Origin of the sequence: Dyadobacter endophyticus, assembly GCF_014641595.1 — a bacterium.
Taxonomy (GTDB): Bacteria; Bacteroidota; Bacteroidia; order Cytophagales; family Spirosomataceae; genus Dyadobacter; species Dyadobacter endophyticus.
Window position 1 is genome coordinate 2,491,136 of sequence record NZ_BMIA01000001.1, and the last position, 26,953, is coordinate 2,518,088.

The window sequence follows — 26,953 nt, forward strand, 5'->3', positions numbered from 1 at the left end:
ATGTTCTTGCCCCAGAGTCCGGCATTTGATAATATTGCATTTCCTTCCTCGCGATATTCTTGCTGGCACCCAACTAACTTACTTATTTATGGAACAGCCACACTTGTTGTTCATCGATGATGAAGTTCAATACAGTGAACTGACGAAGGAGTACCTCGAAATGAAGGGATGCAGGGTAATGCTCAAACACGACGGACAGGCAGGGCTCGACGCATTTAAGTCACACCCCTTCGATTTATGCGTTCTGGACATTAAAATGCCTAAAAAGGACGGCTTTACGTTGGCAGAAGAGATCAAGCAGATCGATGAAGCAATCCCCATTATTTTTCTGACCGGGCAGTCACTCAAAGAGGATAAAATCAGGGGCCTGATGCTCGGAGCGGACGATTACCTCACCAAGCCGTTCAGTATGGAAGAGCTCTATTTGCGGATCAGGGCCATTCTCAAACGGGTGAAAGTGCAGGAAAAAACACGTGTGTGCGACCAGTACGAGTGGGGACAGTCCCGTTTCGATCCCGAACTGCGGCAACTCGTCGTTTCCGGCGAGACTATCAAACTAACCTCTATCGAGGCCAAACTCCTGAAATTGTTTTGTGAACACCAGAATAAAGTCCTCACGCGCGACGTCGCGATGATCGGCATCTGGGGTGACGAGGAACATTACCGCGGATACAGCCTCAATGTGTACGTCAGCAAGTTAAGGAAGTTCTTAAAGGCGGACCCGGCAGTAGAGATCCTGAATTTGCATGGCGAGGGTTATAAACTCATTTTCAAACCGGGTGTTGCTTCGTGATGGACCTTTCGCTGCTTGGCAATCTGATGGGCGACGACCAGCAGCTGGTCGAGCGCTTCGTGGCTATCTTCAAAACCCAGGTACCCGGCCAGGTGTCCATGCTTCCGGAGCTCTGCGAGGCACAGGACTGGGAAGGACTTTCAACGGCGCTGCACAGCTTGAAAACGCAATTCAACTACGTAGGAATGAATGGATTTGCCGAGCAAATGCGTAGCCTGGAAGAACAGGTCGACAGCGGACAAACCGATGGAATTTCCTTACAGATCCGAAACTTCACGCAGGAATTTCAACAATCCTGGCAGCCGTAACCAGCTCATTCAAATGTGCCGGCCTGGCTTGCCGGCAATAGCTTCCTCATTTTGTATTTCAATTTCTTAGCTTCAATGGGCTTGGTAATGTAGTCGTCCATACCGGCGTCCAGGCATTTTTGCGCTTCGGAGGGATTGGCGTTGGATGTAAATGCCAGTATCGGCACGCGGCGGCCGTTTTCACGTGCACGAATGGCCCGCGTGGCGCTGTAACCGTCCATTACAGGCATTTTCACGTCCATCAGTACAATATCGAAATCACCGTCAGCCAGTTTTTGCAATGCGATCTCCCCATTGTCGGCAATCGTCACGCTGACGTCGCGGATCAACTTCTTCAAAGTTTCTTCCGCTACCACCTGGTTAAACAGATTATCTTCAACCAGCAATACCGCCAGCCCGGTAAGCGGCGTGTCGTCCCCGGCCTCGGCATGGTCTTCGGACGGGTTGCATATCTGAAATGTGAGGTCGAAACTAAAAGTGGTCCCCTGCCCTGGCCGGCTTTGGACCTGCATCCGTCCGCCCTGTTCTTCCACCAGTTTTTTGGCAATAAAAAGCCCCAAACCGGTACCCGACTGCCTGCTGTTCGAATCGTCGTCGATCCGGGCGAAGGTCTCGAAGATGTATTCCAGCTTGTCTTCGGCGATGCCGATGCCGGTATCATTCACGGCGAATTGCAGTTGCTCGCACGTCCCGTCGCGCGAGGCAACGCCTGCACGAATGGATACGGAGCCATTTTCGGTAAATTTCACTGCATTACCGGCCAGATTCAGCAGAATCTGGTGGAGCCGGATCGGGTCGCCGATCAGTTGCGGGCTCACGTCGGGATCTACGGAAATTTCGAGCTTCAAGCCTTTTTCTTCCGCTATTACCCTCAGAATGTAGCCCAGCCGCTCCAACCGGTCGCGAACCTCGAAGGGTTTATTTACAAATGAAAATTTGCCCGCCTCGATTTTCGAATAGTCGAGAATATCGTTGATAATGGCCAGCAGGTTTTCCGAAGAATAGCGGATGCCCTTGGCATATTCCAGTTGCTTGTCGTTGAGGGGAGTATCAAAAATCAGTTCGGACATTCCCAGAATCGCTGTCATCGGTGTCCTGATCTCATGGCTCATATTGGCAAAAAACTGCTCTTTGAACCGTGATTTCTGCTCCACAAGTTGCTTCTGCCGCTCTATTTCTTCCTTTTGAATCTGGATTTCAGCCGTTCTGACGGCCACTTTCTGTTCCAGCTTTTCATACAAAATCGCATTTTCGATCGCCACCGCTATCTGCCCTGAGAGGAGTTTGATCAACTGGGTGCGTTCCTGGGTAAAAACCCCCGTCGCCAGGTTGTTTTCCAGATAGAGCGCGCCAACGACTTTCCCCTGATTTAATGCGGGGATACACAAGGCTGAGCGAACGCCCCGGACAGCCACTACCGGGTCGCTTTTGAATTCACTCAACTGCGCATCCGGTAAAACAATATCGGTCTTGTTCAGGAAAACATGCTCAATAATGCCCGGCGGAACCGATACCGATTCGGCTAAAGGGATTTTCCGAATATCGGTCCGTTCGTTCACCACCGACCGCGTCGCTTCGATCATCAGTTCTCCGCCCCAGTCTATGATGAAGTAACCCGATTGTGCACCTGCGTTTTCGATCGCGAACTGCATGAGTTTTTCCATGAGCTGATCAAAAATAACCTCGCTTGAAATGGCCGCGGAAGTCTTCATTAATGTCGACAGATCGAGCGTCGATGCAATGCTTTCGCCGGCATTCAGCGGTGCTGTTTTTCCGTGCTCTTCCATGGAGTGGGCTATTGCGGGGAACGCGGCGAGCAATTGTCGCTCCTTTAATACGCACCCCCACTCGTGGTAGCCGTCCAGCGCGGCGCGCAGGTAAAAGTCGGCCGCTTTTCCCTGCCCTTTTTCAACCCAATACCTGCCGCAGAGCTCATGTGCGAGCGCGGCCTCATGTGCGTGACCATTTGCCTGCGCCGCGACAATGGCCTGGTCGAAACAGGCAATGGCCTGGCTGCCTTTACCTTCAATGGCCATAATCTCGGCATCGAGCAGGTAATAGCGGTGCGCAAAGTTGACGGGAACCGTTGCCGCCAGTTTTTGCAACTTTCTCAACTGGGCCTTGGCCGAACGGATATGTCGCGGGTTACGGTCGCCCGCGCGATGTAAGCCCACATTGACCAACCCCAGAAAGAAAGTGTACAGCGGATCAAAAAGTGATGCCTTTACGGCATCGAGGTAAACTGAGGCATGTGTAGCATGCAGCATTGCCCGGGATGGGTTTCCGTCGAGGTATGCGATAATCATTTTATAGACAAAACAGGCAAACATCCGTGACCGGTCCTTTTGAGCCAGGATTGCCGCAAAATCAGGTTTTTCATCAAAATAAGGCCCTGAAAGTGTCGCGGGGTCGTCGGTGTTGCCGAGGAGGCTGGCGATTATCTGGATAAATGGCTCGTTGTGATGGGTTGTGTGCTCGCGGGAAAGTGCCCGCGGCGGCTCATTGAACCGCATGATCTCATGCTTGACCCAATGCAGGTTTTTCCCAGACAGCATTAAATGAAAGGCGTAGCTGTTAGACGCATAGGTGCAATACTCTAGATCACCCATTTCAATGCCCGTCAGGTACGACTTCCGCAATGGTTCGAGGGAATCGTTGATATGCTGGCCCCACGGGCGGTTCACGATGTTGTACACCAGCAAAGTCCTTTCGCGCGCTACGCCGCCGGCTTGCTCGGCCAGTTTCAGGGCAAGATTGCCATAGCGGTAACAGGCCGCGGGATTCGTTTCGACGGCATTGACTATCGCCCCATAGGTTGCAAATGTGATCGCCGATTCCGCCGCCACACCATGCCTGAGTGAAAGCTCCACCATTTTGATAACCATCAGCGGATACAGCGCGGGGATCCTGGCATACACAATGGCGGTGATGTTCTGCAACACCCGCATAGCCGCCAGCGCGCGAACATCCGTCATGGCCGGCAGCAGCAACAGCGATTCGATCGTTCTCCCGCGCAGCCACCATTTCGATTTCAGATAGGCAGTAATAATATGTACATTGCCGGGTCGGCCGGGAAAACGGATGCCCAGCTCGCGCAGAACAGCGAGGGCAATTTCAATAGCAGCGCCTTCCTGTTCACTTAAAATAAGACACCGGATCTGAACGTCGTAGATTTCCACCTTGTCTTCGAGCCGGTTGGCACGGGCAAGTATCTCCCCCGCGATGGCCAGGCAAACCTCGTGATGACCTGCCAGATAAGCGCTCTCTGCGCATTGAATACCGAGGGAGAACGCAAGCGGGTAATCATCCTGCCAGTCTTCCTGCCTAAGCAGCTCCCTGCCCTTTTTAAAATAGGCGAATGCCACCGAATAGGCTGCCGATGCCTTGGCCTTTTCGCCGGCGTCACAATTGAGGCGGGCGATCCGGCGGCGCTCGGAGGCGGCCTCGTATTCGGGGCAGTAATTCAGGTGATTGACTATCTCGAAAAGCTGCTGTCCCCGTTCCTCCGCCGAAAGCCTTTCGAGGAGAAAATAGCCAGTGTTCAGGTGGGTATCGGTCTGTTCCCCAACCGTAAGCAGGTCATAGGCCGCAGCCTGAACCTGATCGTGCACAAAAATGTATCTGTTTTGAACCAGGTAATGCGCTTCCGGCTGCCGGCTTGCGACGACGCGGAGCAGGTGTTCGGTTACAGCCTCCTGGACATCCTCCCCCGTTTCCTGCGGGGTTTTGTCCAGCAGCGCCGACAACACCACCAGATCGAATTCGGTACCGATGCAGGAGGCGGTGGTCAGCGCTTTCCGGGCCGCGGGAGAAAGGCTGGTGATCTTGGTGGCCAGCAAATGCTGGGAGGAAACCGATTTCGTGTCGCTGTTTAGCCGTTCCAGGTCCCATAACCATTTCTTCTCCTTCGCATCGTAGGTGATCATCGCCTGGTGATAGTACCTTTGAAGGGTTTCCGACACAAAGTAGGGATTACCCAACGTTCCTGCCAGAACCACCTCCGCCAATGGCATTGCTGCACTTGCAGGACATGAAAAAGTATCAGCCACGAGTTCTGAAATGGTCTCTTTATGCAAAGGAAGAAGTGCGATCTGGGTCAGGCGGGACTGGCTTTTATCGAGTTCCCGGATGGCCGTCCGGAGGGGGTGCGCGGCCGGGACTTCATTGTCGCGATAGGTGCCAATTATGAGCAGATTCCTCCCCTCTACCGAATGCGTAACGCGGCTCAGGAAACGCAGGCTGGAAAGGTCGGCCCAATGCAAATCGTCGAGGAATATGACCAGCGGGTGTTCTGGTTTGGTAAAAACATTAATAAAATTGGTAAATACATTTACGAACCGGTTCTGCGCTTCCAGCGGCGAAAGGCGTTCTACGGCAGGCTGGCGCCCAATGAGATGTTGCAACTCGGGAATAACGTCAACAATAATCTGCCCAAAAGGCCCTAGCGCGCCTGCAATGGTCTTTTTCCAGTGAGCTGCATCGCCCTGCGATATCTTGCACACCAGCTCTTTGAAGGATTTGATCACCCCTTCGAACGGAATATTTTGGACATACTGATCAAATTTCCCGGAAATAAAGAGCGCCCCGACGGCTTCCAATCGTTGCTGCACGGCGGCGACCAGCGACGATTTCCCGATCCCCGATTGCCCCGATACCAGCACCAGCTCATTGGCCTCGTGAATGCGTGCGTAGGCGGCCAGTATCTGCGCCACCTCATCCGCGCGCCCGTAAAGGCCGTCGGATATTCTGAAAACGCCGGGTTGATCGGCCTTGCCGGCCACAAAATCTTCCGACAAAAGCCCATTGCTTTTACAGATCGCCAGGTCCGCCAGTATGCCGCGGGTGGTCTGATAACGGTCTTCCGGCTTCTTCGCCAACAGTTTCAGTACAATGCTTGAAAGCGCGGACGGTCCTTCGGAAAGGCGCCCGGGCGTACGCGCAATGTGCGCATGTACGAGTTCATTCGGGTCGGTGCTGTCAAACGGCAATTTGCCGGTGAAAAGGCGGTAAAACAACACGCCCAGGTGGTAATACTCGGAGCGATAATCGACCGGGACGTCGATAAGCCCGCTTTGCTCGGGGGCAATGTAATGCAGATCGATAGCCGAGTGGTGGCCCAAGACGCCAGGATCGGTGGCCGACGGCCGTGCATGGAGCATGTCTGCGAGCCGGATGCTTGCTGTCGAAGGATCGATCAACAAGTGTGCCGGGCGGAAGTCGGAGTGCGTAATGCCCTGGTAATGCAGTTCCTCCACGATCAGAACGAGCTCTTCTGCGATCGCAATGCCGGTGGGAATGTCTATTTCATTGGTATCCAGATATTGCTCTAACAGCATACCGTCGAAATAGTCCAATTCGGTAATGTGGTAGCTTTCTGTCCGCACGAACCGCCGGGTATTCAGAATGCGGTCGAACCGCCGGGTATTTAGCCAGGCGAATCCCTCGGACGACCGGTCGTACACCTGCTCGCTCCCGGCGGAAACGGGGACTGCTTTTAAGATGACTTTTTCGCCCGTGCTTTCACGCACCGCCGAAAAAAAAACGCGGCTCCGGTCTTTATAAAGTTCCTGCGTGACCCGGTAGTCCGGCACTTGTATGTTGTCGAGACTCATTACATCTTAAAATATTCAGTTTCAAAGCAATGCAAAGGTAACTTCCAGACAATACCGTCAAATGGAGCCTGCCTGATTTTTATATTTTTTTATACTTTTTAAGGAGTTCTTACCACTTGGCACCAGTCGGTGACGGTACCTTTGTCAGCATCAAATGAAATCAAACACATCGGACAATGAGAAAGATAGCAATTATGGGCGCGGGCCAATCGGGACTACACCTTGGTATCAGACTGGTCAGAAGCGGATATGACGTGACCATCATTTCGGAGCGTTCGGCAGAGGAGATCTTCAACGGGCCGCCAACCGGCGCCACCTACCTTTTCAACGATACCCTGCAATTGGAGAAGGAGCTGGGCCTCGATCTCTGGGCCGACACCGCTTTCCATTCGACCGGGTTCAATATCAACTTCGGTACCCCCGCCGGTGACTTTGCTTTCGGAATCCAATCGCGCACCAGCAAACCAGGCGCTTCCATCGATCAGCGTTTGAAATTTTATCAATGGATCAAACTGTTCGAAAAACTCGGCGGCAAGTTCATTGTAAGCGACACCACCCCCTCCGACCTACTGGCATGCACGGCACAGTTCGATCTCGTCGTCGTTTCATCCGGCAAAGGCCCTCTGGCGAGGCTGTTTACAAAAGACGAAGAACGGTCGACACACCAGGTGCCGGCCCGCAAGCTTGTGCAGATCCATATCAACGATTTCGAACACACACACAGAACCCGGTTCAATGCGATCACGCTGGACGCGGTAATGGGTGCCGGGGAGATTATTACGGCACCGTTTTACCAAAAGGACGACATTCAATGCGCCTTCCTGCTTCTCGAAAGCATTCCGGGGGGTCCGATGGACGTTTTCGACGAAGCCGATTCGGCGGCGGCGATCCTCGACAAAGCAAAGGAAATGATGCGCACGCTCCTGCCCTGGCGGTATCCCGCATTTGAAAATGCGGCACTTGTCGGCAACAACGCTTTTCTGAAAGGCTCCTTCACACCCGTGGTCAGAAAGCCCGTTGTACAGCTCAATTCGACGGCGGCCGTGCTCGGTGTGGGCGACACTGTTATCCTCAACGACCCGATAGTAGGCCAGGGCGGGAATAATGCCTCTAAAATGGCGAATACTTATGCCCAGGCGATCATTAACCGGGGTGATGCCCCGTTCGATGTAGAATGGATGAACCGGACTTTTGAAGAATTCTGGCAGTATTCGCAGCATGTCAACCGTTTTTGCGACATTTTTCTGGCGCCTCCCGCCCCGCATGTGGTCGAAATTCTGCAGGCAGCCGCCCGCTATCCCGAGGTCGCTTCCGATTTCGTGAACGGTTTCAACCATCCGCCCGCCTTGTTCCCCTGGCTCGACGACGCCGATGCCGCGCGCGAATACCTCACAAGAAAAACCAAGATACCCGCCTCGGCAGCATTCTAAGCATTTCCTTTTTTTAGCACATACTTACACCAAACTCAACTGAATCATGCAGAATCAAAGCTTCGCGTCTCTTCGGGACGCTGACGGGGACTCTATTGTGCTCACCGCCCCTGCACCCACCCGTCGTGTAACCGCATCCGATGCCGTCAGTCTTCTGGTTGACAATGCTGGCTGCCGGAGGGCCGCAGGAATCCGAATATCCACTGCTGGATGCATTGATGAATAACTTATATCAGATGAAGCTGGCGGGCCAGCTCGATAGCACTACGCTGACGTTTCTGCAAGGCTTGTTTCACGACGAATTCCGGGCGGAAACGATCCACGGATACGTATAAAGAAAGCCGTTGGATTATGCAGGTGATTTCCGGCTGATCAGGCCACACTTTGTATGAATTAATGCTTTCAAGAATTTTTCGATTCCATTCTATATCCATATCAATTCAATTATCCATGAAAACATCATTCAAAACAATTCTGGGCAATGTCACACTTTTTGCCTGCATCGCATTAGTCTCCGCTTGTAGTTCAGACAATGACGATCAAAACCCCTCGCCGGCGATCAATTTCACTGAAATCAAAGGCAGCGGCGATATTAACACGCAAATCTCGGCATTCAGGACATTACTGGGCAATCCGCTGAACACGACCGTCAATACAACCGGCCGCCGGGAGATCAACTGGGACGCCGTACCCGACAACCAGACAAACACCGACAATTTCCCTGGTGACTTTTTCAACAGTACCGACCCCGCTCTGCCCGCCGGCAGAAAGCGCGGCGTTATCTTCTCCACGCCCGGTAAAGGCTTGCGGGTAAGCGACAAGGATTTCAGCGACGCGGTTTCCGGCCATAGCGAGCAATTCAAGGCGTTCAGCCCGGCCCGCACTTTTGCCGCTATCGGCAGCAACAAAATGGACCTGACTTTCAAAATACCCGGCACGTCCAATGCCGCATTCGTGAGGGGCTTCGGAGCCATATTCTCCGATGTGGACCGCGACAACATCAGCAGTATTGAGTTTTTCGAAGGAGATAAAAGCCTGGGTAAGTTCAATGTACCTGCCAGAACGGACGGCAACGGCTTCTCATTCCTTGGCGTCGTTTTTCCCGACAACAAAGTGACAAGGGTTACGATTACCTCCGGTTCGGCGGGCATTTCCGGCGGGTACAAATACAATGCCAACGACGATCTGGTGATCATGGACGACTTCTTTTACAGTGAGCCGGCAGCGGGTCAATAATAGACGTTGAATATTCCCCAAAGGCACTGCCAGGCGATACGTCGTCCGGCGGTGCCTTTGCCATATGCAGGGTATACGTTCATTGTTCAGGCATGGTTTTTATTGAAATCTTTCTGTGGAGCACTCCTCTGGGGGCGTTTTCCCGGAAAGTGTTTCATTTAACAGACCATTCAAGAATTGACCATGAGTTTGGAACCCTCAGAATCAACCAAAATGCATCGTACACTCCCCAAATCGAGCAGCGGCATGCGCGGCCTCGACGAAATAACTGCGGGTGGATTGCCCTCCGGCAGGCCAACACTGATTTGCGGCGCTGCCGGGTCAGGGAAAACCCTGTTCTCGATGGAATTCCTGGTTCACGGTGCTACACGGTATAACGAACCTGGTGTTTTTGTGGCTTTTGAAGAAAAAGCAGAAGAACTGGCCGTCAATGTAGCATCCCTGGGATTCGACCTGAACCAATTGCAGGCCGACGGGAAAATCCGGATCGATCACGTGCGTGTTGAACGCAGTGAGATCGAAGAGACTGGTGAATACAATCTGGAAGGCCTCTTTATTCGGCTCGGATATGCGATAGACAGTATTGGTGCCAAGCGCGTGGTGCTGGATACCATCGAAAGCCTCTTCGCAGGGTTGACCAATCAGGGCGTATTAAGAGCCGAGCTCCGCAGGCTGTTCGAATGGCTTAAAGAAAAGAAGGTAACAACGATCATTACCGGCGAAAAAGGGGAGGCATCCCTTACACGCCAGGGCCTCGAAGAATATGTGTCGGATTGTGTAATCCTGCTCGATCACCGGATTGAAAACAAGATATCTACCCGCATTCTAAGGATCGTAAAATACCGCGGCACGATTCACGGCACCAACGAATATCCGTTTCTGATCGACGATGAAGGCATTTCCGTGTTACCTGTCACTTCACTCCAACTGAACCATCCGACCTCGGTCGAAAGGTTATCATCAGGCATTCCCGCACTGGACAAAATGCTCAACGGAAAGGGCTTCTTCAAGGGCAGCAGCGTATTGGTTTCCGGCACGGCGGGTACGGGAAAAACCAGCATAGCCGGGAGTTTTATCGACAGCACGTGTAAAGACGGCGGACGTGCCATCTATTTTGCATTCGAAGAATCGCCGCACCAGATCGTTCGCAACATGCGATCGATTAATATCGATCTGCAAAGTCACCTGGATAGCGGCCTGCTGCTATTCAGTGCATCCAGGCCCACGCTTAACGGTCTCGAAATGCATTTGCTGAACATCATAAGGCTCGTCGAAAAGTTCAAACCCAACGTGGTCGTCCTCGATCCGATCAGCAATCTCATTACAGTCGGCTCAACCAGCGAGGTAAAGAGCCTGCTCACACGCCTCATCGATTTTCTGCAAAGCCAGCAGATTACCGTCATGTTTACAGCGCTGGCACTCAATGACGGCAAAGCTGAACAAACCGACGAGAGCATCTCGTCCCTGGTGGACGTTTGGATACTCGTCAGGGACATCGAGTCCAATGGTGAGCGCAACCGTGGATTGTACGTCATGAAATCGCGTGGGATGAAGCATTCTAACCAGGTAAGGGAGTTTGTCATTACGGACGAAGGCCTTAAACTGGTAGATGTATTCCTCGGCCCCGTAGGCGTGCTGACGGGCTCCGCACGGGAGACACAACAATTGTTGGAAAGAACCTCCGAAGCCATTCACGACCATGCCATTTCGAGAAAAGACCGGGAGATCGAACGCAAAAGACTCGTCCTCGAATCGAGGATCGCGGCTTTGAAGGAAGAATTCGAGTCGGTTCAGGAAGAGCTTAACAAAAGTTATATCGAGGACGAGCTCAAAAAGAGCATTCTAAACGACAATCGCAAAGAACTCACGCACAAGCGCGACAATTTGCTTTAACACCGTATTATGGAGGTAAATGAGGAAATATGGGAGCTCAGACTTTACGTCGCCGGGAAAACCGCCCGGTCCGTGACCGCGCTCGCAAATCTTAAAAAATACTGCGAGGAGCACCTGAAAGATAAATATGTGATAGAAGTGATCGACTTACTGGTTCAACCGCAACTGGCCGAAGGCGATCAGATACTAGCCATTCCGACGCTCGTCAAAAAGGTCCCCGAGCCCATTCGCAAGATCATCGGAGACCTTTCTAATGAAGAAAAAGTATTGGTAGGACTCAATATTCGCCCGGCAAACTAAGTGAGATGATTCAAGGAATACACCAGAAACAGGATTGGGATGATGGCGACGAGGTGGACAATCACTTCGAGCTAAACCTGTATATAGCCGGTGCTTCCTCCAATTCGATCCGGGCGGTAGCGAATCTTAGGGAAATCTGTGAACAATACATCAAGGAAAGATATACGCTCCGGGTGATAGATGTTCATCAGGAGAAGTCGCTTGCCTCGCAGGAACAGCTTGTGGCCCTGCCGATGCTGATCAAATCAAGGCCTTTTCCCGAGCGGCGGCTCATCGGGGATATGTCCGATACGCAGAAAGTTTTGAAAGGTCTTGGTATTTCCGGCGAATGATATGGGCGATCTGAAAACTTACGAACAATTGCTTCGGGAAAACGCCGAGCTAAGCCGGCGATTGGAGGAAGCCACCGACACCATCGACGCGATACGCACGGGTCAGGTGGACGCCCTGGTGGTTAACGACGCGAAAGCCGGACATCAGCTTTACACGCTCAAAACCGCCGACCACTCCTACCGCCTCTTTATCGAGAAGATGAATGAGGGCGCCGTAACCTTGAACGAAGACGGCATTATTCTCTACGCCAATTCGCGGTTCGCGTCCATGCTGGACGCCACTTTATCGGACATCGTCGGAAAGGTTTTCGAATCATTTGTTTCTGATGATTGCCAACCGGAGTTCAAAGATGCGTTCGGTATGGCCTGGAACAAGGATATGCAGATCGAAGTTAAGATTTGCCGGGATAGCGACGCAGTACCGTGCCAGCTATCCCTTGCGGTGCTGCAACTGGACGAGGGGCTGTCGTTGAGCGTGATCGTCACGAACCTTACTTTTCAAAAAAGGATCCAGGGCTTGCTTAAAGAGAATAACGAACGCCTGACTATCGCCAACGGGGAACTGGAAGCGAGCAATCACGACCTCCAACAGTTCGCTTCGATCGCCTCTCATGACCTTCAGGAGCCTCTGCGGAAAATATTGATTTTCTCTAACATGATCAGGGACCGGCATGCGAAGGAGCTTCCCCCGGAAAGCCGCAAATACCTCGATAAAATCATTTCGTCATCGCAAAGAATGCGTTCGATGGCATCGGATATTCTGAATTATTCCAGCCTGTCGACAAGCCCTCACGCCTTTGATGAGGTGAATCTGGAAGCGATAATCGCTGAAATCCTGGACGATTATGAATTGCTGTTACAGGAGCGGAATGCCGAAGTGCTCGTAGAACGGCTGCCGGTCCTCGAAGGAAACCGGGCGCAGATTAAGCAGGTTTTCCAGAACCTGATCAGCAACTCCATTAAGTTTTCCCGGCACGACCAGCCGCCGGTAATCCGGATATTCTGTACGCCGACGAATGCTCCTTCCGACGGACCAGACGAGGTTGCACTTTACCACATTGTCGTTGCCGATAATGGCATCGGCTTTGAAAAGCAATACCACGAAAGGATATTCTCCCTGTTCGAACGGCTCAATAACAAAGACCAGTACGAGGGTTCCGGGATCGGGCTGTCAATCACCCGGAAAATCATAGAAAGGCATCACGGAAGGATTTCCGCCGAAAGCACCCCGGGTAAAGGCTCCCGCTTCACGATCAGCCTGCCCGTTAAACAGCCGATGGCCGTGGCCTGATACGGGCAAACATATAGGTCAGGTTTAAGTTGTAGTTCCGATTACTTTTGATGTATTAACCGACTTCCTTACACCTCTGTCTTTCAGCATTTGGCTAATCTGGCTTGCCATGTAAATAGAAGCTTCGATTTCTGCTTTGCGGATAGCCACGCTCTCGATATTGAAACCAAAGGGAATGGACCGCTGCATGCAGAATGTGGTAAGTTCGGAAGCAATGTCAAGGCATATATTGACCGACCTTTCAAGCATATCATCGGACTTTCGAAGATCTTCTTTCAGCTCTTCGGGCACATTAATGCCCAGCCAATCCATGAAATGCAGCGTTTTTTCGGACCCACATGCCGTAATCGTGAAAATAATCGTAGGCGGGGCTATCTGCTGGCGGTCGCAACTAAGGGCCAGGTCGTCGATCACCTGCTTTGCATACTCGAGGTTAAAAACACACTGTGAAATGAAATAAGACACCCCGCTTTCCATCTTATCCAGTATCCGCACATCTTCATCTTGCAGCACTTTATGGCGCTCGGGAATGGTTACAGCACCGATAACGGACGTTTCTTCATTTTTGCGCCAGATTTTATAAGCTTCTGGAAGACTGGTCTTTACTGGAAAATCGGGAGCGGGAACGCCGACAAACACAGGGTAGAAACTTTGCTTGTGCAGCGCTTCGAGCCATTCGGACAGCTCCTCTCCGGAAAACTTGCCGGCAGGACGGTATATTATTTTCGGGACGTCGAGCGTGCCCAGATATTCCGAGGCAAAAATGAGCGGATCAAGCGAGTTCAGGAACGGGAAAGGCCTTTCCTCTTTGGTGCGGGCCGATTCATCCTGCACATCATACACGACCAGCGCATCAATATCGAGCGCTGCTAACCGCTCAATAGTCTTCTGGGCAATCTCGGCAATGCGTTCAGCAGTGGTGTCGGCTTTGGGTGGCGTGATACCGTAAAGTACCACTCCTGATTCCTGGGATTTGATCTTGTTTAGAAACATGACGTTACTTGATATACGGCTTCCTGCCGCTTCTCCATAAAAGAATACCTGCATGATGGACATCCTGCTACCCTGGCCGTCCATTCTTCAAACTAAACATCATTTTCTGAATTTATTACTAGTGAATGCCCCTCCTGCGCATCTTTTTTATTATTCAGCAAAATCCCGGCACCGGCCGCTTCCTTCCTACTGCTTTTTTTCAAAGCCTTCTGACGACACGAAAATCTTCGGATTTGCACGCGGCGGAAAGGTATATACCGGCGCGGCAATACTTAGTAATTCGGATCAACACATTACCAGTCATGGCTAACAGACGTGAATTTTTAAAAACTACCGCGGCAGGCTCGCTGGGGATCGCCATCGGCGGAACGGCCATGGGTTTCAGCGCGAAGAGCTATAACCGCATTATCGGTGCGAACGACCTCATCCGCGTAGCGACGATCGGGGTCAACAGCCGGGGCAAAAGCATGAGCGGCACATTCGCAAGTCAGAAAAATGCAGAAGTAGGTACCATTTGCGACGTGGACGAACGGGCAATCCCGAAAGCCGTAGAGGCCGTTATGGATGCCAAACAAACCGCCAAACCCAAATCGGAGAAGGACTGCCGCAAGGTACTGGAAGACAAATCGATAGATGCCATATATATTGCTACGCCGGACCACTGGCACGCCCCGCTGACGATCATGGGCTGCCGGGCGGGCAAGCACGTGTATGTAGAGAAGCCACTGAGCCACAACCCGCGCGAGGGCGAGCTGGCGGTCGAGGCGGCGCGCAAGTACAAGCGCGTCGTACAGATGGGCGCGCAGCGCAGGTCCGCGCCGGTGCTCACGGAAGGCATCAAGCAGTTGCACCAGGGCATTATAGGTCGCGTGTATTTAGCCAAAACATGGTATACCAATAAAAGAAAGGCGACTTATCTGAAACCGGGTACCGTTCCTTCCTGGCTCGACTATGAACTCTGGCAGGGGCCTGCACCGCGTATGCCGTACAAAGAAGGCCTGATCCATTACGATTGGCACTGGTTCTGGCATTGGGGTACCGGCGAGGCCCTCAACAACGGTACGCATGAGGTGGATGTAGCCCGCTGGGGACTGGGCGTCGACTTCCCGACGCGTGTTAGCTCAGTGGGCGGACGGTACGAGTTCAAGGACGATTGGGAAACACCCGACACGCAGGTGATCGCGATGGATTATCCAGGCCGCATTTCGCTGATCTGGGAATCGAGAAGTTCGAATGGCCGCAAGATCGAAGGCCAGGACCGCGGGATCATTTTCTACGGTGAAAACGGCAGCCTCGACACCGGCGGCGACAGCTACAAGGTCTACGATCTCGATGGCAAACTGATCAAAGAGGTGAACTCACCTACCGAAGAAGCGGGAATGCAAGGCCGTAACCTCGCCAGCCCGAGCCTCGGTATGGACAACCTCCATGTGGCCGACTTCCTGGACGCGATCCGCAACAACCGCAAACCGAACTGCGATGTAGAGCTGGGCTACAAGAGTGTGGTGGCAATGCAGCTCGGCAATATCGCCTGGCGCGTGGGTCGCGACCTGAAAATCGACCCTAAGAACGGGCACATTATCGGCGACAAAGAAGCTGAGAAATTGTGGTCACGCGAGTATGCGAAGGGCTGGGACCCGGTAGTATAACATATTGGCGCCCTGCACACACGTTTGCAGGGCGCCAATTCTATTTCTTGATGGCATAACCGGCATAGAGTATATTCATGTCCTTGCTTCCTACCAATTTGAACTTCTGACCGAGCTCTACGAAAGTCCATTCTCCTTTGACCCGTTTCCTGAGATAACCCAGCATTTTGGGGATAGATACATTAGGTTCGGACCCGCGGTGCTCTTTCCATTCGAACCCGCTTTTAGCTAAAAGTGATTTTATTTCCTCCGGCTTGATGAACATTTCCCAAACGTGCAGATTAGGCGGCATAAATGCCCAGCGTTTCCACTCCTGCCATATTTTAATCGCGACAAGCTTACTGATAAATGTCCTGTTGAGCGTATCGTAAAAGAAAATACCGTTATCTTTTCCATTTCCTTTCGATTTAGTTATTTATAGGGTTTTCCAAAAACTGAATGCTGTTGGGGCAGCAGCAAGGCGGGAATAACTCCCACCTGCTGAGCCTATCGATCAACGTTGAGTAATTAGCAATTGAAGAAGACGCTTAAATGATATTATTCAGTGTGCAGGCGTGCCAGTGTGAAAGAGGGTGCCATCGCGCTAAATCCTTGTTACAAAGCTATTCAAGGCCGCAGCCAAGCAGGTGGAGAATATACCCAAAAAGGTGGATTATTGTTTCAGACGCCGGAATTCCGTAGGAGAATACTCAAATTCTTCGGAAAACAGCCGGCTGAAATACTTAGGGTCTTCGAACCCGACGGCATAGGCAACTTCGGAAATGGTCATGGGGCTGGTAGTCAGCAATTGACGCGCCTGCGTAAGCCGTAGCGAACGGTCGTAGCGCGTAACCGACATACCTGTGAGCGCGATCATCTTCCTGTGGAGCGAAGAGCGGCTCATACCCATCTCGTGATAAATGGCTTCCATCGACGACGGGCTGTTTTCCCACTGCCCTTCCAGCGCCGAGCGCAACTTTTGTAAAAACAGGTTTTCCAGAGACTCGTTTTCTTCGACGAAAGCCGTACCAGGCTCCAACGACTCTATCGCGTGCTGGCTGTAATATACGCGCAGGCGCCGCCGCGATTCGAGCAGATTGCCCAACACCACCTCCAATTCCTCCCGTTGATAAGGCTTGGTAAGATATGCATCCGCACCGCGCCGGAGGCCGCTGAGCCGGTCGTTCATCCCGGCCCGGGCCGTCAGCATGACGATTGGAATATGGCTCGTCGCCGGACTGTTTTTTAGCGTATCGCACAGTTCGTAGCCATCTTTCAGGGGCATCATTACGTCCGTCAGGATTAGGTCCGGAATGCTTTCCAAAGCAAGATCGATGCCTGCCTGCCCATTTTCGGCCCGGAAAATCTGGTAATGGGTATTGAGCGAAGATACGATGTAAGCAGCTACATCCTCGTTGTCTTCCACAAGTAGCAGCACCGGTTTCTCCTCATCCGTTTCGCTGGTCACGTCAGTTGCTTCGGGCAGGTCGGGTTTGCTGAAAATGGCCTTCGGCTGCTGCGGCAATAAAACAAACGGGGCCCGGCGGGTCCGCCGGAAACGTACAACAAACTCGGCGCCTTCACCGGGCACACTTCGGACTGCCAGCCCGCCGTGCATCAGGGATACCAGCTCCCGCACGAGCGCGAGGCCAATGCCGGTCCCCCCAGTTTCGGAAGCCGGTTGGCCTGAAACCTGGAAAAACCGGTCAAAGATCAAGGGTAACTTATCGGCCTCGATACCCAAACCGGTATTTCGTACACGGATTGAAATCCATTCACCATCCGACTGGCTCCCTACCGGAACGGCCTCATAACATTCCGTGCCAACTAATGGGTCCTTGTCATCCAGGGTCAGCCGCAGATAAATATCCCCTCCTGCCGGTGTAAACTTGATGGCGTTAGTCAGGAGGTTGGATAGGATGTCCTGCAATTTATCTTTATCAAAATCGGCTTCCAGAAATGCCTCGTCGGAATAAAAATGCATTTGAATATCCTTTCCTGCGGCCATCGTATCGAAAGACTCGGCCACATACCGCGCGAACCTGACCAAATCCGACCGGATGGGCTGCCATAGCATCGCCCCGGATTCGAGTTTCGAAAGGTCCAGGATCTGATTGATCAGCCGCAATAAACTGCTCCCATTCCGTTCGATCAAGTCGGCCGCGCGAGGGCTCCGCTTCAAAAGCTCATCAGGCCCATAACGTTTCAGTTCGGAAGTCATACCAAGTATCACCGTCAGAGGCGTCCGGAATTCGTGAGAGATATTGGCAAAAAAGCGGGATTTTGCCTCATTGAGCTCATGCAGCGACCGGGCCTGATGCTCGATAACCTTCTTATCCTGTTCGATGCGCGCTGTGGCGTGCCTGATCTCCGCTTCCAGTCGTACCTGTTCCTGCTGATGATTCCAGATCCGCCATTTGAGCCAACCCCAGATGCCAGCCATTAAAACCAGCGCCGCCAGCACCAAAAACCAGGTTTGCAGATAAAACGGCTTCAATACTTCGACAGCAAAAGTCAGCGTGTTGGCCGACCATTGTCCATCGGCCGCCTGACCTTTGATCAACAGTTGATAAGTGCCGTAAGGCAGTGTCCCAAGCCTCAATGTCGATTCGGTCTGCTGCGTCCACGCATTGTCCAGCCCTTGTAACCGATAGGTATAAACGTTCTTTTCCGCGTCGGTAAAATTCAGCATGGCAAATTCGAGCACGGCAGTATGCTCGCCTGGCTGCACGACGATTTTCTGCGTTTGAGCAAGCTCTTCCGTTTTGTCTTTGAGCTCGCCGAGCGAGTTATCAAATTGCCGGAACGAAACCACGCGCATACTCAGCGGATTCGTCGGTTTTTCGGACTCAAAATCCCGGGGATTGAATGCGGTGACGCCGTTTAGTCCTCCGAAATAGATATTGCCGGCCTTGTCCTGAAAATGCGCAATGCGGTTAAATTCATTATGGGTAAGGCCGTCTTGGGTAAAATACGTCCGGGTGGTGAGTCTCCCCGGGTCGAACTGCATAATGCCGTTGTCGCTGCTTAGCCAGAGATGCCCACGTCTGTCGGGATAGATCGCGTGGATATTGTCGTTGGACAACCCTTCAGAGCGCCGGAACTGGCGGTATTTGTTCCGCGGCCTGTCCCAGCGTATCATGCCCGCATTAGCCGTTCCCAACCAAAAGACGCCATTCTGATCCTCATAAAAATACTCGTAAACATCCGCCGGCAGGTAGAACTCGCCTTTGCCACCGCTCCAATAGCGGCCGGTAATGCCTTTCACCGGATCAGCCGTATACAAACCGGTTCCCGAGCAAATCCAGAAAGTACCTTTCCGGTCGGGGGCTATGTACAGTACGTGCGACTGCGCCAGCTCCTTGAACTGGTTGAATTTCGTGAATGACTCGACCTTACCGGCTTTTGAATCACCTAACCACAGTCCCAGGCGGCCACCGATCAGCCACCGGTCTTCACCAAAGCGGCGCACAGCCCAAATTGTCACATTACCGGGTAATTCAAATGCCGCTCCCGCCCCGCTTTTGAACCCATAGTCAATCAGCGCATTGCCCAATCCAAGCATTACCCGACCAGGGAGATTGTCGACAAGCGCCACGGTTGGGCCATAGCGCGGCTCACTCAGCAGTTTCTTAACCGATCCTCCATTTAAGCTGCTCGAATAGAGTCCGAATTTTTCAAGACTGGCGTAAACGGCATCTCCCGCAACGGTAATGCCGCGAATCGCCGCCGTTTTCTCGCCCGTGTAGGTCGCATTGTAAAACAGCCTGCGAAAGTAATTGGGTGCTACTTTCACCTGATACACTCCAAAACTTGTCCCCAGCCACATCGAGCCGTTCCGATCAACAAAAAAGCTCCGATTGACTACCGCTTCCCCCGACAACTGATCGTTGATATCCAGGAGAACTGCCCCCGTCGAATCGCGAAGACGTGTTCCGTCCCACATGGCGCCGGTTTTATCAAAAATGTAACAAACCGGAAAAAGTGCCTGGGACAAAACCGGAAGCTGCGCACGCGGTAATTCATGCCGGTTGCCCGCCTCGTCTATCCTGTAAAAATGGTAAGCGAAATCGCGGGACAGCGTTACAAGCAGATAGCAAAATTCGGTACCGGCGTTACGTTGCCCCATACAATTCGCGATCAGGTTCACCGAGTGCTTATACTCCCGAAGGACCCGCCCCTCTGCGGTAAGCTCGACCAGGTTCTTCCCATCGGCAATGCACCAAACCGTGTTGTGAACCGTTGCTCGCAGGAGCGTCAATTGCTTGAACTGTTTCAAACGAACGGACTTCAAACCGGATTTTGAGCGGTAGGAAGACAATATAGCAGACTGGTAGTTTGCAAAAAAGATGGTCCCATCCGGGGTCGCCAGCAGGCGCTGCGGAACGTTCAGGTGACTATTCAGGTATTTTTTGCCGAATTTCTCTTCAAAAGGGATGGTTTTCCCCGTTAGCGGATTGAAAAGGGAAATACGCGATTCCCCGAAAGGGCCCATCAGCCACAATATTCCGTCGGCGTCCTGCGCAATAGATTGTATATCATCAAATGCAAGCCCGCTGCGGTCTTTGGTGAAGTTCGTAAATGTCTTTCCGTCAAAACGGCTGAGCCCGTACTTGGTACCGAACCACATAAACCCCTGCCGGTCCTGAAAAATGGCGTTCACTTCCCGATGCGCCAGCCCCTCTGCCGGGCTATAGTGTTTCACCCAGGCAACGTAAGGATGGGCCGCGTTCGGTCGGGCGGCATTCGGTCGGGCCGCGTTCGGTCGGGCAGCGTTCGGTCGGGCAGCGTTCGGCTGGGCTGCACACGGTCGGATGCACAGCAAAAAAAGTAACCCTAAGACAAGACCTGCTGTTTTCACCTGGTTAACAAAAGCTACAAAAACAATAAATGTAGCAGACCTACTTTACACCATTTGTAGCTAGAATTCGGGCCTAGCAAATTAGCCGGCAGGTAACAGCTTCCTGTCCACCGAAAACCTCCCGCTGCCCTCCGCGATAATCGCCAGCGCCAGCCCGATCACGAGCAAATGGTACTCGTAGCCCTCACCCTGCTGGTTACCGAACCAGTTCATGAAAAAGCCGTTCTGTGCGTGCTGCCCGACGAAAATAATCCCGGTAAACAATCCGATGATGGCCGCAGACCAAAGCCGGGAAGCGAAACCGGCGATTAATGCGATCGCACCCGCGAATTCGATCAGGATCACCAGGAAGCCCACGAGCCAGGGAATATGCAGGGTTTGGGTAAAAAACTGCATTTCGCCTTTGAAACCCGGGCCGCCGAACCAACCCAGTACTTTTTGCGCGCCGTGGGGAAAGAGAACGAGGCCTATGGTAAGGCGTAGAACTAGACCTGTCCAGTCGTTATTTACTTTGAAAATGATTGCTTTCATTACTTTGCTAATGGTTATTTGAAGCAGCAAAGGACCGGAAAGCGTGCGCCTAAAAAATTAAAGTAGTTGAAGAAATCAGCCTTCCATTAACTTTTTTCGAAGCATACTGAGAAATACAGGAGTGATCCCGAGGTACGCAGCGATCTGCTTTTGCGGAATACGCTGGCCGAAAGCGGGATATTTACGCACAAAATGCTGGTAGCGCCCCGCCGCATCGAGCGAAAGTGATTGATCGATCCGTTCCATATGGGCAATGAATGCATTTTGCAGGAGAATCCTGAAAAACCGCTCCATTTTAGGGACCTTTTCGTAAAGCAGGTCGAGGTCGGGCTTCGTGATTTGCAGCAGTTGGGTATCTTCCAGTGCCTCGATGTGATAACGGCTTTCCTTCCCCGTCAGAAAGCTGAACAAATCGCCTACCCACCAGCCTTCGGCCCCAAACATCAGAATGTGCTCAAATCCATTTTCATCGATAGAATATATTTTAACACACCCTTTCACGATGAAATGCTCCGACCGGCACACTTCGCCTTGCCGCAGCAAAAATGCTTTTCGCTTCAATTGCTTCGGCTGAAACAGGGAAAGGACCAATTCAATCTCCCCGACGTCGAGGTGTACGTGGCGTTCGATATTCTGGATTAATAGGCTGGTACTCATGCCGGGCTTCGCCGTTAGTGCGCTATTTTCGTTTGTTTGTCCCTTTCCGGCACCCAAATCCAGGGTGCATTTTAATCCTAATTTAAGGTCATTTTAACGGCGTTTAAATCTGCACTGCCCTCTTTTGGACTATATTTTTTTAAAATATTAATATCCCCCTCCCCCTGACAAGAAACCGAACTACGCCAGCTACAAAGCAAAAGGCGATGGCTTTGCTATGTTCGGAATTTACTAAAACCGGAAATCATTACTAAACCTTTTTTTAAATCATGACAAATATCCGCTCCCCGTCCCGCCCGTACGGACGCTCCTCTACCTATTTTTTTGAAATAAAACGCTTGATAAAAACTAACTGATTTCTACATGAAAAGTTATGTACAACCGCCCGTCGACCGGTCGGGAGGGATTATAAAGATAATCCTGCTAAACCTTTTGCTCCTGATCTCGCTTTGCGCCAACGCCGGCGGAAACATTTTTGCCGCCGATAAGAAAATTACAGGTAAAGTACTCGATTCTAAAGACGCCTCTCCACTGCCCGGCGTGAATGTGCTCATTAAAGGAACCGGCATCGGAACCTCCACAGATGCTTCCGGAAATTACGAAATTAATGTCCCTGGTGAATCCAGCGTACTGGTATTCAGCTTTGTAGGCTTCACCAGCCAGGAAATTACCGTCGGGAGCCAGTCGGTAATCGATGTAAACCTGGCTACGGACGCGAAAGCGCTGAGCGAAGTGGTCGTGATCGGGTACGGTACCGTACGCAAATCGGATCTTACAGGCGCTGTGGCCACCATCAAAGGTGAGCAGCTGATGGACAAGCCGGTACCCAACGTTTCGCAGGCCCTTCAAGGTAAAATTGCGGGTGTCGAGGTGAGCGTAAACAGCAATGCACCCGGTGCGGCGGCAAAAGTGCGCGTTCGCGGTATCGGCTCCATCAACTCCAATATCGACCCGCTTTACGTGGTGGATGGGGTGATCGGTGTGGACGGAAACTCGATCAATCCGAATGATATTGCTTCGCTCGAAGTGCTCAAAGATGCCTCGTCGACAGCCATTTACGGTGCGAGAGGTGCCAATGGCGTGATCATGATCACGACCAAACGCGGACGGGCGGGCGGAATGAAGGTTTCTTATGACGGGAATGTCAATGTAAGTGATCTTTACCGCCATGTCAAAACGCTAAATTCCGATGAGTTTGTGAAGGTCTACAACGAGGCCTATGCCAATGGTACCAAATTCGACCCGGCCGGCGGCACCTGGACGCCCCCTGCGTTGCTCAACCACGCCAATTTCCCGTTGCTGTTCGATGCCAACGACAAGCCATTGTACAATACCAACTGGGAGAAAGAAGTGTACAAGCCGGCCATTTCCACCAATCATTCGCTTAATTTCCAGGGAGGTAACGATAAAACCCTATTCAGCCTTTCGCTGGGCTACCTGAACCAGAATGGTCTAATGGCCACTTCCGCATTCAAGCGGTACAACCTTCGATTTACCGTTGACAGCGATATCAACAAGTGGCTGAAAGTGGGCGGAAGCCTGTCACTGATCGACAGCCGCCAGCGCATGGTGTCCGACGGCAACGGCTCGTTGAATGTGCCCCGCATGGTGTCGGAAGAGGTACCTATCCTACCTGTTAAATATCCCGACGGTACCTGGGCCGGCAACAACGACATCGCCGGGTTGGAAGGTGGCCCCAACCCCGTGAACATCGCCAACAACCGGTATACCATCAACAACACGCTCCAATCCCTGGGCAATACCTATTTGCTATTCCACATCACCAAGGACCTGGATTTCAAAACCGACCTCGGATTTAACCTGCAATCGCAGAAAAACAATTACTTCTCTTCCCAAAACCTGGCGCACATGTCGGCCGACCAGGGCGGGGTCGCGAACATCCGGGGCTATCTGAACACTTACTGGCAATCGGAAAACTACCTGACCTGGAACAAGACGATCAACCAGCGCCACCGGTTTACGGCATTGCTCGGCGCTTCGTGGCAGCAGTACAACCAGGAAACCGATTTTGTTGAAACCCAGAACTTTATCGACGACATCTTCCAATGGCACACGCTAGGTTCCGGTTCTGTAAGGAGCTCCTCTACCTCAGCCGATTACAAATGGGCCATGAACTCCTACTTCGCCCGGGCGACTTACAACCTCGACGAGAAGTACCTGTTCACGGCGACCGGTCGCTATGATGGATCATCGAAATTCGGTGCGAACAATAAATATGCGTTTTTCCCTTCGATAGGTGCCGCGTGGCGCGTTTCGGAAGAGGCTTTCCTGAAAGGCAACAAGACGATCACCAATTTGAAAGTACGCACCAGCTACGGGCTTTCGGGAAATCAGGAAATCGGTCAGTATCAATCTATTGCACAAATTCAGCCAGGCACTACCAATGCAACCAGTACGGTTCTGAACGGAGCATTGCAATCGACTTTGCTGCCGAGCTATTTGGGTAACCCCAATTTGAAATGGGAGAAATCGCTGCAATTCGATGCGGGTGTTGAACTGGGTCTGGGACAAAAAATCGACCTGACGGTGGATTATTACAACCGCGTGACGAAAGACCTGCTGCTTCAAGCGCCTATTCCGTGGTCGGCCGGTGAAGTGAATGCGAATGTGTACCAAAACGTAGGTTCGGTGCGGAACTCGGGCTTTGAAGTGAGCTTGAATACGACGAACATCGAGACGCGCAACTTCTCCTGGACCACCAACTTTATTTTCGCCACCAATGTGAACAAGATCCTGAAATTGAACCGTGGTAATGCCGACATTTTTCCCGGCCCCAACTTCCTCGGGCAGACCAACATCCTGCGCGTAGGCGAGCCGATCGGTTCATTGTACGGCATGACAAGGCTCGGAACTTACAGCACCGACGAAGCAGCCCTGGCCGCGGAGCATAACCTGAAACCAGGCGACAGAAAGTACATTTACAATGCCGACGGCAGCAATTATTACAGCATTATCGGCCGCACGACGCCTAAATGGACCGGCAGCTTCAACAGTACCATGAAGTACAAAGGCTGGGATTTTTCATTCAACATCCGGTTTGTCGAAGGCCTGAATACGGCAGCGACATTCAAGCACTCGGTGGAAGACAGACAGACCATCGCCAACAGCCTCGCTACCGTGCTGAACGCATGGACACCTACAAACCAGAACACCATGATCTCGCAAGTGCGGAACTACAAGTTCGCGCAGGATTCGCATTTCGATACCTGGTGGGTTGAAAACGGCTCGTTTATCCGCGGCCAGAACTTCATGCTAGGCTACTCGTTCAACGACCCTGTTCTTGAAAAGCTGAGAATTGACCGTCTGCGCCTGTACGCAAGTGTCCAGAACCTGTTTGTGATCACGAAATACACCGGTTACGACCCCGAGGTGGATACATTCAATTCCGGCTACGGGGCTAATACCGCCTTCTCGCAAAACCTGGATTTCTTCTCCAATCCCCGCCCACGGGTTTGGAACCTGGGCTTGACACTTACTTTTTAAACCGCAACTACAAAAGATATGAAAGTGCTGAAAAATATATTGCTGGCAGCATCATTGCTGACCCTGGGTTCCTGCTCGGATTTTCTCGAGGAGAACCCGACCGGCTTCCTGACACCCGAATCGGAGGCGTCCAGCAGCAAAGTGGCCCGGGCTTATGCGAATTCCGCGTATGTTAACTTGCAGGGGCTTTTGGCCGGCCAGCCTGCTTCCTATGGCGGGAACACCTACAATTTGCTCGAATTCATGACCGGCAAGGCCAACAGCGATCTCGGCCAGACCGGATTTGTGAACTACCAGAACCTGGGTTATACTAATACTTCGTTCTACTTCGACACCTGGTGGCAGCAAATGTACCTCGGCGTGGGTGCCTGTAACCTGGCTTTGCAAAGCATCCCGGGCATTAATGCGGCCGGACTTACCGACGAACAAAAGAACAATATGCTTGCGGAGGTCCACACGCTGCGTGCATTGTACTACTTTTACCTGGTGCGGATGTACGGCGCGGTGCCTGCGGTAACCGCCGTTCCTACAAACCTCGACCTGAACGTCGCACGTACCCCGGCGAAGGACATTTATGACAAGATCATCATCCCCGACCTGCTCGCTGCGGAAGCATCCTCGTTACCCTGGTCGAATACGACCGGAAATGTATCAATGTCGGCAGTGGAATCGCTGTTGGCGGACGTGTACCTGACCTACGCCGGCGCGGCGATCAACGGTGGCCAGCAGTACTATGCCGAATCGGCGAAGCGGTCGCTCAATGTGATTCAGAAAGGCGGTTATACACTTTTCAAAAATTACACCGACATGATCAACCCGGCAAACAAAAACCTGGGCGAATTCATTTTCCAGGTGCAATATGCTGCCAGCGTGCCGCTGACCAATCCGCTCACGCCGCTTACGATCCCGAATTATTCAGGCATTTCGAAGTATGCGGATGAATACGGCTCGGTTTACCCGACGCCCGAGTTTATCAAGTCGTTCCCGAAGGGCGACAAGCGCGTGGAAGAGAAGCAATTCTTTTACACCACTGCTCCGAGCATCAAAACCGGCCAGCCCGTGAAATTCAAGAATACCTACATCTATAAGTGGTTCGATGCCAATGCGATCACGAGCACGATTAAATCCGACCTGAATTACACGCTTTACCGCCTCGCGGACGTGTACCTGATGTACGCGGAAGCGTCCAACCGCGCAGAGGGCACGCCTAACGCAAAGGCGGTCGAGTATGTGAATGCGATCCGTGCCCGCGCTAACCTGGCACCTGTTTCAGGGTTGAACCAGACTGCATTCGAACAGGAAGTGTGGTCGCAACGTTATTTTGAATTGTGTTTTGAAAACAAAATGTGGTTCGACATGATCAGGACACGCAAAGTACGCAACGACGTCACCGGCAACTGGGACAATTTCGTGGGCCACAAAACCGTTTTCGGCGCTACTTTCAGCGAAAAGCAACTGCTGTTCCCGGTACCGAGACAAGAATCGGACGTGAACCCGAATTTGCTGCCAAACAACCCTGGGTTTTAATTAAAAAACAATAATGGTTAGAATGGAAACAGCCGGCTCACTGAGTCGGCTGTTTTT

18 protein-coding genes are annotated in these 26,953 nt (G+C 52.1%); 12 read left to right on the forward strand and 6 right to left on the reverse strand.

Annotated elements, in window-relative coordinates; genetic code table 11:
* The first annotated feature begins 88 nt into the window (after positions 1–88).
* Positions 89–793 (forward strand): response regulator transcription factor, encoded by a 705-nt coding sequence (locus IEY24_RS10145; RefSeq protein ID WP_188931273.1) that lies wholly within the window; start codon positions 89–91, stop codon positions 791–793.
* The gene (locus tag IEY24_RS10150) at positions 793–1,101 is read left to right on the forward strand and encodes an Hpt domain-containing protein (RefSeq protein WP_229222102.1); all 309 of its coding nucleotides are present in this window, start codon (positions 793–795) and stop codon (positions 1,099–1,101) included. Before IEY24_RS10145 ends, IEY24_RS10150 begins: the two co-directional genes overlap by 1 nt.
* Before the next feature lie 5 nt (positions 1,102–1,106).
* Here IEY24_RS10150 and IEY24_RS10155 read toward each other — a convergent pair whose 3' ends face one another.
* Positions 1,107–6,713, reverse strand: a complete 5,607-nt coding sequence (locus IEY24_RS10155) for an AAA family ATPase (protein ID WP_188931277.1) — start codon at positions 6,711–6,713, stop codon at positions 1,107–1,109.
* 176 nt (positions 6,714–6,889) lie between these two features.
* Here IEY24_RS10155 and IEY24_RS10160 point away from each other — a divergent pair, with 176 nt between their 5' ends.
* The 7 genes from IEY24_RS10160 (at position 6,890) to IEY24_RS10190 (ending at position 13,195) form a co-directional block, all read left to right on the forward strand.
* Positions 6,890–8,143 (forward strand): styrene monooxygenase/indole monooxygenase family protein, encoded by a 1,254-nt coding sequence (locus IEY24_RS10160; protein ID WP_188931279.1) that lies wholly within the window; start codon positions 6,890–6,892, stop codon positions 8,141–8,143.
* A gap of 140 nt (positions 8,144–8,283) precedes the next feature.
* Positions 8,284–8,478, forward strand: coding sequence for a hypothetical protein (locus IEY24_RS10165; RefSeq protein ID WP_188931281.1), 195 nt, complete (start codon positions 8,284–8,286; stop codon positions 8,476–8,478).
* A gap of 115 nt (positions 8,479–8,593) precedes the next feature.
* Positions 8,594–9,379, forward strand: a complete 786-nt coding sequence (locus tag IEY24_RS10170; RefSeq protein ID WP_188931283.1) for a hypothetical protein — start codon at positions 8,594–8,596, stop codon at positions 9,377–9,379.
* Between the two features lie 213 nt (positions 9,380–9,592).
* Complete coding sequence (gene kaiC / locus IEY24_RS10175) at positions 9,593–11,272, forward strand: circadian clock protein KaiC (protein WP_229221785.1); 1,680 nt, start codon at positions 9,593–9,595, stop codon at positions 11,270–11,272.
* A 9-nt stretch (positions 11,273–11,281) separates the two neighbouring features.
* Positions 11,282–11,572, forward strand: a complete 291-nt coding sequence (locus IEY24_RS10180) for a circadian clock KaiB family protein (protein WP_188931291.1) — start codon at positions 11,282–11,284, stop codon at positions 11,570–11,572.
* A gap of 5 nt (positions 11,573–11,577) precedes the next feature.
* A complete protein-coding gene (locus tag IEY24_RS10185; RefSeq protein ID WP_188931293.1) occupies positions 11,578–11,904 on the forward strand; it encodes a circadian clock KaiB family protein in 327 nt (108 codons plus the stop codon).
* A 1-nt stretch (position 11,905) separates the two neighbouring features.
* On the forward strand, positions 11,906–13,195 hold the full coding sequence (locus IEY24_RS10190) for a sensor histidine kinase (RefSeq protein ID WP_188931299.1): 1,290 nt from the start codon (positions 11,906–11,908) through the stop codon (positions 13,193–13,195).
* A 24-nt stretch (positions 13,196–13,219) separates the two neighbouring features.
* Here the strand turns inward: IEY24_RS10190 and IEY24_RS10195 are convergent, their stop codons facing one another.
* Positions 13,220–14,272 (reverse strand): methylenetetrahydrofolate reductase, encoded by a 1,053-nt coding sequence (locus IEY24_RS10195; RefSeq protein WP_229221790.1) that lies wholly within the window; start codon positions 14,270–14,272, stop codon positions 13,220–13,222.
* Between the two features lie 218 nt (positions 14,273–14,490).
* On the opposite strand from IEY24_RS10195, the gene IEY24_RS10200 reads away from it, so the two are divergent.
* Positions 14,491–15,837 (forward strand): Gfo/Idh/MocA family protein, encoded by a 1,347-nt coding sequence (locus IEY24_RS10200; RefSeq protein ID WP_188931301.1) that lies wholly within the window; start codon positions 14,491–14,493, stop codon positions 15,835–15,837.
* Between the two features lie 40 nt (positions 15,838–15,877).
* Here IEY24_RS10200 and IEY24_RS10205 read toward each other — a convergent pair whose 3' ends face one another.
* The 4 genes from IEY24_RS10205 to IEY24_RS10220 all read right to left on the reverse strand — a co-directional run bounded on the left by IEY24_RS10205 (position 15,878) and on the right by IEY24_RS10220 (position 21,865).
* Entirely contained in the window at positions 15,878–16,129 is a 252-nt protein-coding gene (locus tag IEY24_RS10205; protein WP_188931303.1) for a hypothetical protein, read from the reverse strand.
* A gap of 360 nt (positions 16,130–16,489) precedes the next feature.
* The gene (locus IEY24_RS10210) at positions 16,490–20,521 is read right to left on the reverse strand and encodes a hybrid sensor histidine kinase/response regulator transcription factor (protein ID WP_229221791.1); all 4,032 of its coding nucleotides are present in this window, start codon (positions 20,519–20,521) and stop codon (positions 16,490–16,492) included.
* Between the two features lie 237 nt (positions 20,522–20,758).
* The gene (locus tag IEY24_RS10215; protein ID WP_188931305.1) at positions 20,759–21,208 is read right to left on the reverse strand and encodes a DoxX family protein; all 450 of its coding nucleotides are present in this window, start codon (positions 21,206–21,208) and stop codon (positions 20,759–20,761) included.
* A 75-nt stretch (positions 21,209–21,283) separates the two neighbouring features.
* Positions 21,284–21,865 (reverse strand): Crp/Fnr family transcriptional regulator, encoded by a 582-nt coding sequence (locus tag IEY24_RS10220; RefSeq protein WP_188931307.1) that lies wholly within the window; start codon positions 21,863–21,865, stop codon positions 21,284–21,286.
* A 363-nt stretch (positions 21,866–22,228) separates the two neighbouring features.
* On the opposite strand from IEY24_RS10220, the gene IEY24_RS10225 reads away from it, so the two are divergent.
* Entirely contained in the window at positions 22,229–25,369 is a 3,141-nt protein-coding gene (locus IEY24_RS10225) for a SusC/RagA family TonB-linked outer membrane protein (protein ID WP_188931309.1), read from the forward strand.
* 18 nt (positions 25,370–25,387) lie between these two features.
* Complete coding sequence (locus IEY24_RS10230) at positions 25,388–26,896, forward strand: RagB/SusD family nutrient uptake outer membrane protein (RefSeq protein ID WP_188931311.1); 1,509 nt, start codon at positions 25,388–25,390, stop codon at positions 26,894–26,896.
* Positions 26,897–26,953 lie beyond the last annotated feature (57 nt).